The 14,882-nt window shown below is 39.4% G+C and carries 12 protein-coding genes and 1 tRNA gene; 10 read left to right on the top strand and 3 right to left on the bottom strand.

The features are described 5' to 3' along the window. Positions 1 to 377: 377 nt before the first annotated feature. Positions 378 to 453 (bottom strand) — tRNA-Phe (locus tag WBM98_RS10940). Between the two features lie 165 nt (positions 454 to 618). On the opposite strand from WBM98_RS10940, the gene WBM98_RS10935 reads away from it, so the two are divergent. From WBM98_RS10935 to WBM98_RS10905, 7 genes are all read left to right on the top strand, one after another. Continuing rightward, entirely contained in the window at positions 619 to 1,347 is a 729-nt protein-coding gene (locus tag WBM98_RS10935; protein ID WP_424366055.1) for a type III pantothenate kinase, read from the top strand. Continuing rightward, complete coding sequence (locus tag WBM98_RS10930) at positions 1,348 to 2,637, top strand: hypothetical protein (protein WP_424366054.1); 1,290 nt, start codon at positions 1,348 to 1,350, stop codon at positions 2,635 to 2,637. A gap of 37 nt (positions 2,638 to 2,674) precedes the next feature. Beyond that, entirely contained in the window at positions 2,675 to 4,045 is a 1,371-nt protein-coding gene (locus tag WBM98_RS10925; protein WP_424366053.1) for a tetratricopeptide repeat protein, read from the top strand. 1 nt (position 4,046) lies between these two features. Continuing rightward, entirely contained in the window at positions 4,047 to 4,655 is a 609-nt protein-coding gene (lptC, locus tag WBM98_RS10920) for an LPS export ABC transporter periplasmic protein LptC (protein ID WP_424366052.1), read from the top strand. After that, entirely contained in the window at positions 4,648 to 4,848 is a 201-nt protein-coding gene (locus tag WBM98_RS10915) for a hypothetical protein (protein WP_424366051.1), read from the top strand. Before lptC ends, WBM98_RS10915 begins: the two co-directional genes overlap by 8 nt. A 5-nt stretch (positions 4,849 to 4,853) precedes the next feature. Next, positions 4,854 to 6,143 (top strand): hemolysin family protein, encoded by a 1,290-nt coding sequence (locus tag WBM98_RS10910; protein WP_424366050.1) that lies wholly within the window; start codon positions 4,854 to 4,856, stop codon positions 6,141 to 6,143. 92 nt (positions 6,144 to 6,235) lie between these two features. Next, entirely contained in the window at positions 6,236 to 8,356 is a 2,121-nt protein-coding gene (locus WBM98_RS10905) for a peptidylprolyl isomerase (RefSeq protein WP_424366049.1), read from the top strand. A 36-nt stretch (positions 8,357 to 8,392) separates the two neighbouring features. Here WBM98_RS10905 and WBM98_RS10900 read toward each other — a convergent pair whose 3' ends face one another. Together WBM98_RS10900 and WBM98_RS10895 are read right to left on the bottom strand one after the other, a co-directional pair. Then, the gene (locus tag WBM98_RS10900; RefSeq protein WP_424366048.1) at positions 8,393 to 9,313 is read right to left on the bottom strand and encodes a GYDIA family GHMP kinase; all 921 of its coding nucleotides are present in this window, start codon (positions 9,311 to 9,313) and stop codon (positions 8,393 to 8,395) included. Then, entirely contained in the window at positions 9,310 to 10,644 is a 1,335-nt protein-coding gene (locus WBM98_RS10895; protein ID WP_424366059.1) for a hydroxymethylglutaryl-CoA reductase, degradative, read from the bottom strand. Before WBM98_RS10895 ends, WBM98_RS10900 begins: the two co-directional genes overlap by 4 nt. 141 nt (positions 10,645 to 10,785) lie before the next feature. Between WBM98_RS10895 and WBM98_RS10890 the strand changes: the two genes are divergently transcribed. The 3 genes from WBM98_RS10890 to WBM98_RS10880 all read left to right on the top strand — a co-directional run bounded on the left by WBM98_RS10890 (position 10,786) and on the right by WBM98_RS10880 (position 14,748). After that, positions 10,786 to 12,960: a S9 family peptidase gene (locus WBM98_RS10890; protein WP_424366047.1), complete on the top strand. Its 2,175-nt coding sequence runs from the start codon at positions 10,786 to 10,788 to the stop codon at positions 12,958 to 12,960. Between the two features lie 67 nt (positions 12,961 to 13,027). Next, on the top strand, positions 13,028 to 13,216 hold the full coding sequence (locus tag WBM98_RS10885) for a hypothetical protein (RefSeq protein WP_424366046.1): 189 nt from the start codon (positions 13,028 to 13,030) through the stop codon (positions 13,214 to 13,216). Between the two features lie 38 nt (positions 13,217 to 13,254). Then, the gene (locus WBM98_RS10880) at positions 13,255 to 14,748 is read left to right on the top strand and encodes a peptide MFS transporter (RefSeq protein ID WP_424366045.1); all 1,494 of its coding nucleotides are present in this window, start codon (positions 13,255 to 13,257) and stop codon (positions 14,746 to 14,748) included. Positions 14,749 to 14,882: the final 134 nt, after the last annotated feature.

Below are 14,882 nucleotides of genomic sequence, written 5' to 3'. Positions count from 1 at the left end.
AGATTGTATTTTAACATTCCTAGTATTTCTATATACTTAGATATTGTTTTAAAAGACTTTATAAAATATTTGGACTGGGATGATAAAAGAATACTTTTTGAAAAAGAAAAAATGGAGTTGCTTTTTACAGATGCTACGACTTATTACGAGGAAGAATTTAAGTGATTTTGTTAAATAGAGGTGGATAACGAAATATAAGTATCAAAAAAAGAGTCTATATGTTGTTGTAAATGTTCTGGAAAAATCACTATTAGGAATGGTTTGATAAGGTTTTAAAACCGAATAAATAATTGACTGTGTGGTGTTAAGGAGTTGTGTGGCTTGTTTGTAAATATAATAAAACCAAAAAACCCGATTCAAATGAATCGGGTTTTTTTTGGTGGTGCCTCCAGGAATCGAACCAGGGACACATGGATTTTCAGTCCATTGCTCTACCAACTGAGCTAAGGCACCGGTAATTCAACATAATACATGCTTTCCACAAGCGCTGTACTCGCCCGCTAGAGCCGAGTAATAGGAGCGGCTTAGAAGGGTGCAAATATAATTTCAAATTTAGGATATACAAACAAAAACCAAAAAAAAGGTGATTGTTTTTTTTCAATTATAGATCTTTGTACCATGAATCTTATTATCGATGCCGGCAATACCTTTGTAAAGCTTGCTGTTTTTAATAACGGCTCGGTAGTTTATAAGGGAAGTGCGGATGTTTCCGATGTAGTTGAAAAGGCAAAGGAGCTATATCATACATACCCCCAGATTGAATGGACGATAGTATCTTCGGTGGTTTTTCTTGGGGATAGCGATATTGACGCCTTGAATGTTTTTTCCAAAGTACATGTTCTTGGTCCAAACTCCAAAGTACCTTTCATAAACCAATATGCCACGCCCGAAACATTGGGGGTAGATCGCATGGCGTTGGCAACTGCTGCCTATTATTATGCACCTCAAAAAAACACTTTGGTCATTGATGCAGGTACGTGTATAACTTATGATATGGTAGCCCATTCAGGGGAATATTTGGGAGGTGCCATATCCCCTGGACTTTTGATGCGATATAAGGCGCTAAACAAGTTCACCTCAAAACTACCGCTTTTGGCCCTAAAGACGCCGGAAGGTTTGATCGGCGATACGACCGAATCGTGCATACATAGTGGGGTAGTCAATGGGGTTTCTACCGAATTGGATGGTATAATCGATCAATATCGCTCTGAATATGAAGATTTAACAGTTATTTTAACAGGGGGCGATGCGCTATTTTTGTCTAAACGATTAAAAAATACCATATTTGCGCTTTCCAATTTTCTACTTGAAGGATTAAATTATTTGCTGGACTACAATAAGCGTTAAATGATCAAAAAAATTGTAATTGCAATAGTATGCATTGCGTCAACAGGACTATATGCTCAAAATGGTTCTGTTTCTCCTTACTCTTATTTTGGTGTCGGTGAAATACAATCCAAGGGAACAATGGAAAACCAAATGATGGGTGGCATCGGCATGTTTGCCGATAGTATCCATATAAATCTTAAAAATCCCGCGGCATACAGTAAAATGGGTATGCAATATGGTGAGGATTTTGGGAATACGACCTATACCGCAGGGTTATCCCATAAAAGGCTGACTTTCGAAAATAATGTAGAGAGTCAAAGCAACAATGTAACCAACCTCGAATATATTTCCGTGGGCATGGCCCTGAAAAAAGGGTTCGGAATAGGTTTTGGGATCATGCCCTATAGTTCGGTGGGTTATAATATGATTTCTGAAAATGTCAATTCCAACGATGAGACAATAACCAATCAGTTTTATGGTGAAGGAGGGTTGAACAAAGTGTATTTTTCTGCCGGTTATGAATTCATCAAGAATGTAAGTCTAGGTTTGACCGCTGGGTTTAATTTTGGCACTTTAGAGAACAATCGCGTTCAGATCGTCGAGAATGTTCAATTCGGCACCTTAGACAAAAGAAGCTCCAAAGTAAACGGGATGGATTTTAATTATGCCCTTGACTATACCCCGACATTTAAGGATAAGTATCAGTTGTTCGCTTCGGTACGGGTAAATACACAGGCAAATCTAGTTTCTAAAAACAATAAGGAAATCGGTTCTTTCTCGATCAGTACGGGTCAGAATATTGAGGTTGTGAACGTGAATTTGGATGCCTTGAACCTCAGGAACACAGAATTGAAGATACCCACTACGACTACGCTGGGGATCGGCTATGGGGAAAAAATGAAATGGTTTCTGGGAGCCGAGTATAGTTTTCAGGGTATGAGCTCGTTCTCAAATGATTTTATCGAAGCCGAAAATTTGGAATATAAAGATGCCAGTTCATTTGCACTTGGCGGTTTTTATATACCGGATTACTCCGCATTTTCAGGGTATTATAAAAGAATCACCTATCGGGCAGGACTGCGGCTTGACAAGTCAGGAATGCTACTGAATAATCGGGAGATAAACAACTTTGGCATAACTTTTGGTTTTGGGTTACCAATGCGCGGAAGTTTTTCGAATCTTAACCTTGGTTTTGAGGTGGGTAGAAAAGGCACAAAATATGATGATTTTATAGAGGAGAACTACTTTAAGGTTAACGTGGGTCTTTCCTTTAACGATATTTGGTTCCGTAAGAGAAGGATAAATTAAGAAAAATTTGTACATTAACCACATTAATATAAATACTATGAAAACGAAACTTTACTTCACAGCTATAATGCTTTTAGGGGGCATTGGAGTAAGTAATGCACAGGCTCAGAATCAAGAGTGCATGACCAATCTATCAATTTATGTTGAACATGCAAAAGTCAAGAATTATGAAGCTGCGTATACTCCATGGAAAATGGTTTACGAGAATTGCCCTGATATCAACTGGGCCAATTATGCCTATGGCGAGCGAATCCTGAAGGATCGTGTCGAAAAATCGTCAGGTGCGGATAAGGATGCCAATATCCAGGATTTATTGACTTTATATGATAATAGTCGTAAGTATTTCCCCAAAAAGGCTTCTTTAGCCCCTGTGATTATAGACAAGGTTTTGCTGAAGTATGATAATAAAATGATTTCGGATGGTGACATTTTCAGTGATTTGAGCAAAGCTTTTCACGAGGATAAACCCAATTTTAAAAACCCAAAGGCGCTATATCTGTATTTTTCAAGTTTGGTCGATTTGCACAAAGCTGGAAGCAAGGACCTTCAAGAGGTTTTTGATGTCTATGATGATGTTACGGAAAAAATCGAAGATGAGAATATCATGTTAACAGATAGGATTTCGCAACTTTTACCGAAGGAAGAAGCAGGGACATTGACTTCAAAAGAGAAAAAACAATTGAAGGCAGCAACGACGAATTCCGAATCCTTTGGAAAGATTGCAGGTAGTATTGATTCCAAATTGGGTGATTTGGCAGACTGTGCTAATTTGGTTCCATTGTATCAAAAAAGTTTCGATGCCAAGAAGAGCGATATCAATTGGGTGAAAAGAGCTGTCGGTAGAATGTTCGACAAGGAATGTACCGATGATCCCATGTTCAAAAAATTATTCGAGGCACAAATGGCGTTGGATCCATCGGCAGATGCATATGTGTACGGTGGTAATTTAAAATTAAAAGCGGGCGATAGTAAAGGGGCCGTTGCAGATTTCAACAAAGCCTTGGAATTGGAAACGAACGCCAGGAAACAATCGAATATCGCATACAAGGTGGCCACCGTTTTTAGAAGGGGAAGTAAATCAACCGCAAGAAGTTATGCCCAAAAAGCTATTGATGCCAATCCTGCGAATGGGAAAGCCTATTTGTTGATTGCGAATTTATATGCAACAAGTGCCAATGATTGTGGTGAAACACCTTTTGAGAAAAGGGCGATATATTGGAAGGCAGCTGAAATGGCAAATAGGGCAGGAAGGGTCGATCCTTCATTGAGTGGAAGGGCAAATCAATCCGCTACAAGTTACCTCGCCAAGGCACCCTCAAAAACGGATATCTTTAATTCTGGAATGGCCGGTAAAACCGTAACATTCAATTGTTGGGTCGGTGGTAGTGTTAAGGTACCTAATCTGTAGGATGAAACGACATTTTCGAAATTATATAAATGGCATTGCCCTGGTGTTTTCCGGGGCAATGCTTTTTTTTTCTTGTGCGGATAATTATAAAAGGGTGGGCGAAGAAGCCTTGCCAATGGTGTTTCCCCAAGGTGTCGCCCAAAATTTTTCATTTACGTATACCGAAACTAAAAATGTGATGGCCAATGATGCTACCGATACGACTCGGGTCTTATCGGTATTGACGGGCCCCATTACCGAGAATTTTGAGAATCTTGAATTTCCCTATCGCACCTTCCCCGAAGGTATCGTGGTCGATATCTATGATGAAAACAATAATAAAAATAAGATTACCGCTGATTATTGTATTCGGTATTCATCGACAGGACTGATAGATCTTCGGGGTAATGTTGTATTGGAGACCCATGATGGGAAAAAACTGGAGACGCCCCAATTATATTACGATCAGACAAATGAATGGGCCTTTACCCAAGACAAATTCAAATATACAAACCCCGAGGAAGGAACCATTATGGACGGGGAGGGAATGGATTTTAATAAGGATTTTAGTTTTTTATATGCACATAAAACCTTTGGTCTGATGACCATAAAAGAAGAAATCAATGATTAAGATTTTAAGATATACCGAGTATCTATACCTGGCAGTTGCCTTTTTCTCGCTTTATAGGATATTTACGGATTGGAATACAGATCGCGAGGGCACCTATATATTTATATTCTTTGCGGTAGTTTCATTGGCAATGTTCGCTTTTAGAAGAAACTATAGGAAAAAATTTGAACAAAGAAAAAAGGATAACCAATAGTAAGCGTGGATACATCCATTGTCATAATAATAGTGTCCTTAGTGTTCTCCGCCTTTTTTTCAGGAATGGAGATAGCTTTTATTTCGGCCAATAAGATTCATATTGAAATAGAGAAAAAACAAAATGACTTTTTGGCCAAAGTACTGTCACGGCTGACTAAGAGACCTTCGAAATTTATTGCTACCATGCTTATTGGAAACAATATAGCATTGGTCATCTATGGCTTATTCATGGGTGAGCTCTTGATGAATTGGTTTGTGGGTATGTTACCGGTAGATAATGCCATCATCCATCTTATTTTGACCGATTTCAGTTTGTTGACACAAACCATCATCTCCACACTGATTATTTTGATCTCTGCGGAATTTCTGCCCAAGGTCTTATTCCAGATTTATGCCAATAGTCTTTTGAAGATCCTGGCGTTGCCCGCCTATATTTTTTACTTGCTTTTTTCGATCATATCAGAGTTCATTCTCAAAATTTCCGATTTTATCCTGAGGATCTTTTTCAAGACTGAAGGTGATGAGACGCAACTTGTCTTTAGCAAGGTAGAACTTGGTGATTACATCCTAGAGCAAATGGGGGCCGTTGAGGAAGAGGACGTAGTAGACTCCGAAATACAGATTTTTCAAAATGCCTTGGAATTTACCTTGGTAAAGGCCCGTGAGGTCATGGTGCCAAGGACAGAGATTGCCGCCGTTGAGTTGCATGAGGGTACAAAGAACCTCACTAAATTGTTTACAGAAACAGGATATTCCAAAATATTGGTCTATAAGGATACCATCGATAATGTCATTGGTTACGTACATTCCTATGAACTTTTCAAAAAACCCAGAACCATAAAGAGCATACTAAGGCCTGTGGAATTTGTTCCAGAGACGATGCTCATTCACGATATTTTGAATGTGTTGACCAAAAAACGAAAAAGTATCGCTGTGGTATTGGATGAATATGGAGGCACCTCGGGTTTGATGACCGTAGAGGATATCGTAGAGGAATTGTTTGGTGAAATTGAGGATGAGCATGACTCGACCGATTTGATCGAGGAGCAATTGGATGAAAACAATTACAAATTTTCGGCCCGCTTGGAAGTCGATTATATAAATGAGAATTACAAATTACACCTTCCTGAGAACAATGAATACGAAACTTTGGGTGGACTTCTGGTCAATGAGAGGGGCGAAATACCTGAAAAGGATTCTGAAATAAGAATCGGAAATTTCGTTTTTACGATATTGGAAGTATCAAGCACAAAAATAGATTTGGTGAAACTTGAAATTTTGGATGAGGAATAAACCCTTTATTACCTGATTTTAGGACCGATTTACTTTTTAATAATTCAAAAGAAAATGGTAATTTCGCAAACTGATTTTAAACATACCATATAATGGCGATTTTAGAGAATATAAGAAAGAGAACGACCATATTGATTTTGATCATAGGACTTGCACTTTTTGCATTTGTCATTTCTGGCGTATTTACAAATAGTAGTTTTGCCGGTGGCAAGATGGGTTCTTCGGTAGCTGAGATTAATGGGGATGAAATTCCAATTGATGAGTTTAGAAGAAAAGTTGAGGTTGCCTCCAATAGATTTGGCCCATCGGCTTCTTCCATGATGGTGGTGAACCAAGTATGGGACCAAGAAGTCAGGAATTCGATTTTAGGCCAGCAATTCGAGGATTTGGGGATCGATATAGAAAGAGATCAGATCATGAACTATATCAAAACCATTCCTGCGTATAATCAAAATCCCCAGTTTTTGAATGAAAATGGGATTTTCGATGAATACAAGTTTCTTGATTTCATCGCGGATCTAAAGGTCAATAGCCCCTCGCAATATAATCTATGGTTGCAGGACGAACAATCCATCATTCAAAATGCCAAGCAACAAACGTATTTTAATTTGGTTAAGGCAGGGGTGGGTGCTACTTTGAAAGAAGGGGAATTGGATTATAAATTGGCCAATGACAAAGTGGATATCAAATATGTACGTATACCGTATACTTCGATAGCCGATAGCACTATAAACATCACCAAAAGTGAAATACAGACGTACATAAACAGCCATAAGGAGAAATTCAAGCAGGAGAAGGCCCGTGATATACAATATGTCTATTTTGAGGAAAAAGCTTCTGCCGCGGATGAGGATGCCATAAAGCAAGAAACCCTTAAATTATTGGATGATACCATAGAATACAGGCAAGAAACCGATCGTATGGATACCATTCCAGGGTTTAGGAATACCACTGATCTAGAAGATTTTCTCGATCGTCGTTCAGATATAAAATATGACACCATTTATAAGGCCAAAAAAGATTTACCGTCAAGTTTTGCCGATACCTTGGTAGCGCTAAAGGTAGGGGAGATCTTTGGGCCCTATCGCGATGGAAATTATTTTAAGGTTTCTAAAATGGTCGATAAAAAAATCAATGGCACAGCAAAGGCCAGCCATATTTTGATTTCATGGAAAGGGGCGAAAAGTGCCGGTGAGAATATTACCAGGACCAAAGAGGAAGCCGAGATCAAGGCCAAAGAACTATTGGACGAAGCCAAAAAGAAGGATGCTGTTTTTGTGCAATTGGCACGTGATAATTCAGATGGGCCTTCTGCGCCAAATGGCGGTGATTTGGGATACTTCCAACAAGGTGCCATGGTCGCTGATTTCAATGACTTTGTATTTGGCAATGCAACAGGAACCATTGGTCTCGTTGAAACCGAGTTCGGTTTTCATGTGATTAAGATCGATGATAAGCAGGATATATATCGTATTGCTACTTTGGCCCGAGAAATCGAACCGTCAGAAACGACCGTCAATACGTTGTTCCAAGATGCGACTAAGTTTGAAATGGATGCTATTTCAGGGGAAAAGGCATTTACCGATTTGGCCAAGGAAAGTGATTATGAAGTACGTCCGGTCAATAAAATCATGGCCATGGATGAGAATTTGCCAGGTCTAGGTTCCCAGCGGGGAATCGTACAATGGGCGTTCAATGAAGAGACAAAGGTAGGAGAGGTTAAACGGTTCAATGTGAACAATGGGTATGTTATAGCCCAAATGACCGGCTCATATGATGCAGGGCTTAAATCTGTGGAAGATGCTTCTACTACCGTACTGCCGATTCTAAGAAAAGAAAGAAAAGCAAAACAATTGATTGCCGCCAATAAGGGCAAGTCAATGGAAGATGTTGCAAAGGACAATAGTGTTTCTGTTTCCAATGCCTCCGCCTTGAATGTGAAAACGCCGACCATACCTGGTGCAGGTAGGGAACCTATGGTAGTAGGTAGGGCTTTCGCAATGAATGTTGGGGATACATCCGATTTTATTATTGGTGAGACAGGTGTCTTTCTAATTTCGGTGACCAATAAACAAGAAGCCCCAGTATTGGAGAATTACAGCACATTCGCAAATTCAATCAAAACCATGAATGCTGGAAGGGTCAATAATGCGGTCTATGAAGCATTGAAGAAAACTTCGGAAATAGAAGATAATAGAGCCGTGTTTTATTAAGGCATCAAAATTTTCAAAAAAGTCCTAACAGAAATGTTAGGACTTTTTTTTCAAAATCATTTCCGAGAAAGGTATGATCGTTTCATATCCCCTTTGTCGAAAATACCCCATCGAAGCGTCATCCCCAATAACCAGAATAAAGTCACCTCCCCATGCACCAAGACTTTTGATGGCCCGAGGGTACTCTGAAAAAAGTTGTTCTTTTATTGTGGGTATTCGTATCGTGTTAGAAATCACCGTTTCATGAAGGTTCAATAGGGTTTCGAAGGAATCGATATCCTTAGAGGCCATTATTTTGGATGTTAGATTCCCAATAACCTGAATCAACTCATTTTTGTTGAATGTCTGTTTCCTGTATTGCAAAATTCCATCCCTGCTATTCTGTTTTTTTTTGAGATAAACAAAATACAATTCGTTGTTGAATTCAGGATTGAATTCGACCGCTTCCACTATAGGGGCTCCTTGGACCCATTGGTAGGTTATAGGGGTGTTGTGCTGTGCACATGCGATGTCGTACCCGCTTCCCCCGAAAGTAGTAGCCAATAGTTTATATGGGTCTATTTTGGCCCACTGGGCGATATTGTTGATCAATGTCGATGATGAACCAAGTCCCCAATCCTTCGGGAATGTCAATTGGGTAGATAGGTCGTAACCGCCTTCATGCGTTAAAAAGTCAGGTTGTAAACGTTGGGCCTCAATAAGGATCTTCAGTGCTGTATTTGCATTGGATGTATGGGTCGAAGTACGTATGTGCATGGTTCCCAGATCGACCTCCATCTCAAACCAAACCTTTCCTTCCTTATCCAAACTACGCCAAAAAAGGCCTTTGTTCTTTGAGGGTTCCACGGTCAAAAACTGACCGAATGTCGTTGGTAAGGCCAAGGCTTTGGCCCCATCAAGAACGGCATATTCGCCCGTTAGCAATAATTTTCCGTTGCTGTAGAATTCTTGCCTCATGGTCTGCTTCTCAATTTATCCAATTTTGCAACGACAGCACTATAGGTAACGGTATGGTTCTTAAAATGGTCAACAATGGTTGTTTTTTCTTGCTCGGTGGCTTCCAATTGGTTAAGGATATTCAATAAATGCATTTTCATATGACCTTCCTGAATACCCGTGGTGACCAACGAACTGACAGCCGCGAAGTTTTGCGCCAATCCAGCAACAGCTACAATTTGCATGAGTTCTTTTGCCGTTGGGTTTTGGAGTATTTCAAGCGCCAATCCGACCAAAGGATGAAGTGTTGTCAAACCACCCACGGTACCAAGGGCCAAGGGTATTTCCAACCAGAATTTGAAAACCCCATGTTCAATACGGGCATGGGTTAGGCTCTTATAGTGGCCCTCCTTTGCAGCATAGGCATGTACCCCGGCCTCGACCGCCCTAAAATCATTTCCCGTGGCCAAGACTACGGCATCTATGCCGTTCATGATGCCTTTGTTATGGGTAACCGCCCTATGTGGTTCAACATCTGCTATATGTACGGCCCGTATCATTTTATCGGCAAATTCTTCGGGAGTGACACTTTCACTTAAAGTTAGTTCACTGATGGGGCATGATACTTCAGCCCGTACCAAACAATTCGGAACGTAGTTGGACAGGATGCTCATGACAATTTCAATCTGTTTTTCCTTTTCGTTAAAAACAGCATATTGTTGGGCCTCTCTTTTGAACGTCTCGGCAAATTGCTCCAAACAGGAATTTATGAAATTGGCACCCATGGCATCCATAGTTTCAAAAGTGCAATGCAATTGATAATAGTCCTTAAGTTGGGCTGTTTTATTTCGAAGTTCGATAGTTACGATTCCACCGCCCCTTTTTTCCATATTTATGGATAAAGGTTTGGCGTCTTTGATAAGCATGGGTTTCACTGCTTTAAAAAAGGTTTTCAGATGCTCAGGGTCGCCGTCATACATAAAATGTACCTGACCTATTTTTTCTGTGCCAAGGACCTCTGTTTTAAATCCGCCTCGATCAAACCAGAACTTAGCGGCCTTACTGGCCGCGGCCACTACGGAACTCTCCTCAATGGCCATCGGAATTGCATACAATTTTCCGTTGATTAAGAAATTAGGGGCTATTCCCAAGGGCAGGTAATAATTCGTAATCGTGTTTTCTATGAATTCATCGTGCAATTTTTGCACCTTACTGGCGGTATTCCAATACTGCTTCAGTAATTTTTTGGTTTGCGCTGGGTCATGGGTATACCGCTCGGCAACCCAGTCAATTTTTTCTTGTTTGGATAATTTAGAGAAGCCCAAAATTGGATCGATCATTGTACATTTGATTTGTAGCTGTAAAGATAGTCAATACGCCGATATTCAAAGCCTGAACGAACCTACATGGCCCGTTGCTTTTTGTCGTTAAAGTTTAATTAATTGTAAAATAATCACTAAACTTGAGTGTTTAAAACAGATTTTACAAAATATATGAATAAATGCTGTTTGTTCTTACTCCTATTCATTGGTTTTATGACCTCTACTTATGGGCAAGGGAAGAAAATCACTGTTGAAGAGATATATGGGGGATCTTTCAGGACAAGTGCTATGGACGAACTTAGGTCCATGAAAAACGGAGAGCAGTATACCTTGTTGCATTATGATTGGGGCGGCCAAACTATACGCATCGATTCCTATGATTATAAGACCTTGGAAAAGGTTGGCTCAATCGTTAATTCAGCCGATAATGACAATATTCCGCACTTTAGTACCTATACCTTCAGTGACGATGAAAAAAAGGTTTTATTGGCCACTGAATTGGAGTCGATCTATAGACATTCCGCATTGGGGATATTTTATGTCTATGATATAACCTCGAAATCAATAGTCAAGGTATCCGAAAAAAAGATCCAAGAACCTTTATTGTCACCAGATGGGAGCCAAGTGGCCTATGCCCTTGCCAATAATCTATATATTTTTGACATTGAAAAAGGCACCACATTTCAACTCACCAAGGATGGTGAAAAGAATAAAGTGATCAATGGGATAACCGATTGGGTCTATGAAGAAGAATTTGCTTTTGTTAGGGCATTTGCATGGAATTCCAATGGCAGTAAAATTGCCTTCCTGAGATTTGATGAGACCGATGTTCCGGAATTTTCGATGGATGTGTATGGCACCAATTTGTATCCGCAACAACATGTTTTCAAATATCCGAAAGCGGGGGAGAACAATGCCCGGGTCTCGCTTCATATGTATGATGTGGTTGCAAGGAAAAGTGCTGAAATAAACTTGGACGATCCCTATTATATTCCGCGTATAAAATGGATGAACAGCGCCGATTACTTAAGTGTGACAACCCTGAACCGTCATCAGGATCATTTAAAATTATATGCGGTCAACGCGACGGATAATGCGGCACATGTGTTATTGGAAGAAAAAGACGAAGCATATGTCGCTATAAATGATGACCTAACCTTTTTGGCCGATGACAGTTTTATTTGGACCAGCGAAAGGGATGGGTATAATCATTTATACCTATACGGTTCCGATGGCGAGCTTATGAACCAAATCACCAAGGGTAATTGGGAAGTGACCGATTACTATGGTTACGATCAAAATGAGGATAGGATCTATTATCAGTCGACAGAGAACGGATCGATCAATCGAGGGGTATACAGTATTGAAAGCAATGGTAATACTAAGAAAGGGCTGGCTGTCGAAAACGGAACGAATGCTGCTGACTTCAGTGCGGATTTCAACTACTTCATAAACACCTATTCAAGTGCTACAACCCCCTATCGATTTACAATGCACCTTGCCTTAACCGGCGAAAAATTGCAGAATATAAAAGACAATCAGTATCTTGTTGAAAAGCTGGGCGAATATGATACATCCCCGAAAGAGTTTTCAACATTGGCCATCAATGGTAATGACCTCAACATGTATATGATCAAACCATCTGACTTCGATGCCTCGAAACAATATCCTTTGTTAATGTTTCAATACAGTGGTCCAGGATCGCAATCGGTTGCCAACCGTTGGGGAGGCAGCAATGATTATTGGCATCAGATGCTCGCTTCCGAAGGGTATATCATTGCCTGTGTTGATGGTAGGGGGACAGGCTTTAAGGGAAGGGACTTCAAAAAAATAACCCAAAAGGAATTGGGGAAATATGAGGTCGAAGATCAAATTGCGGCCGCCCAAATATTAAGTGAACTGCCTTATATTGATAAAGACCGAACCGGTATTTGGGGTTGGAGTTATGGTGGGTTTATGTCGACCAATTGTATTTTAAAAGGCAATACGGTCTTTGAGACCGCGATTGCAGTCGCTCCCGTAACCTCATGGCGGTTTTACGATACCATTTATACAGAGCGGTATATGAAGACGCCTCAAGAGAATGTAAGTGGTTATGATGACAATTCACCTTTCAATTATCCCGAAAAGTTAAAAGGAAACTATTTGCTGGTGCATGGATCAGGGGATGACAATGTGCATGTGCAGAATACCATGCGTATGGCAGAAGCCTTGGTGCAGGCCAATAAACAATTCGATTGGGCCATATACCCTGATAAAAACCATGGCATCAATGGGGGCAATACGCGTATTCACCTATTTACTAAAATGACTGATTTCATTCATAAAAGTTTAGGGGACAATTAACAACATATATATGACAATACGGTTTTATCTAATAACCTTTCAAGGAATGTAATTGTAAATCAGGCCAATGATATTGAAGAATAAACCAAGATTATTCCTACCTGCAACTTCAAACGTTAAAAGGGATTTGGAACAAGGCCCTAAAGAATCAAATAATACTAAAAATGAAATTACGATCAACAACGAAACTTTAAAAGTTCTTTCTAAACGAGAAATTAAACGAAATAGAGTAAGAGAATTAAAAGAATTAAAGTAACAGCAAAAGAAAACTAACAATTAACTAACCTTATTATTATGGACAAAGGAACTATTAAAAAGGGACATCCAAAAGCATTATATACCTTGTTTGCAACGGAGATGTGGGAACGGTTTTCCTACTATGGTATGCGTGCATTATTAACTTTATACCTAACTGCAGAATTAGTAAATGGTGGATTTGGATTAAACAGGGAAGAATCATTAGCCATTTATGCCATTTTTACGGGTTTGGTCTATTTAACACCAATACTTGGTGGTTGGGTAGCTGACAATTTTCTTGGTAAAAGAAAAACGGTTTATATAGGCGGTTTGGTAATGGCTGTAGGTCAGTTTCTATTGGCAGGAAGTGCATTTTTATCACATTCTTTGGATCCTGTAACGCGACTTTTTATATTTAATTTAGGCTTGGGAGTCTTAATTATTGGTAATGGATTTTTTAAACCAAATATTTCTACCATAGTAGGGGATTTTTATGATGATAACGACCCTAGGAAAGATTCTGCTTTTAATATTTTTTACATGGGTATAAATCTAGGAGCTATTTTAGGCCCTTTTATCGCAGGAGCTTTGGGTGAAAATGTAGATTGGGGTTATGGGTATATGGCAGCTGGAATTGGAATGATTATCGGAGTACTTTGGCTTAAAGCAAGAGAATATTCGTTAGAGCAAAAAGGACTTCCACCAAATTCGCCCGAAGACAAGTTTGTTTTAGACGGTAAGGATTGGCGGGAAATTATTTTATATGCTATAGGTCTAATTATATCAACATTTGTTGTTGTTTTTATTTGGAGGCTACTACCAGATAATGTTACAACCATTGTTACTTACGTTGGATTCGCAGCTGGAATAATTGGCTTAGGGTATGTTATTTTTAAAGGAACCAATGGTCCTTCAGAGTGGAGTAGAATGGTGGTTATTTTAGTTCTTGCTTTTTTTAATATTGCCTTTTGGGCTGGATTTGAGCAAGCTGGGGGAACCATGAATTTGTTTGCAAAGGAGAATACGGATAGGCTTATATTTGGATGGGATGTACCTGCTACTTGGTTTCAAAATGTAAACCCTATTGCAATTTTGATCTTTGCACCTATCTTTTCAGTAATGTGGTTAAAGCTTGACGCGATGAAATTCAATCCACGAACACCAATAAAATTTGCTATAGGATTATTTTTGGGCGCGTTTGCTTTTTGGATAATGACACAGGCAAGTCATGCAGCAGAAGGAGGTAGTTTAGTGTCTCCATGGTGGTTGGTTGTCGTATATGTTGTACTAACCTTAGGCGAGTTAATGTTATCACCTATAGGACTCTCAATGATTACGAAGTTAGCTCCTACAAAGTTAGTTTCTGTGGTTATGGGATTATGGATGGCAAGTTTTGCAGCCGGTAACTATTTGGCGGGAATGTTAGAAAGTATATTGCACAAATATGATTTTGAATTGTATCCTTTTATTACCATGTTAATGTTAGGTTCCGGAATTTGCCTAGTATTGCTTTCTCCTTTCTTGAATAAAGCTATGAAGGGAATCCACTGATAAATGTTGAAATTTTAATTAGAATAATTAAAAAGCTCAGGTTTGATTACTTGGGCTTTTTTGTTAATAAACCTAAACAATGAGCACAGAGAAAGAATCTTTTTTTGGAGTTATGAAATCCTGGAATAAAAATT

Source organism: Maribacter sp. (genome assembly GCF_049667165.1).
Taxonomy (GTDB): domain Bacteria; phylum Bacteroidota; class Bacteroidia; order Flavobacteriales; family Flavobacteriaceae; genus Maribacter_A.
Note: the sequence above shows the minus strand (reverse complement) of the source record. Positions and strands in the feature narration are given on the sequence as shown.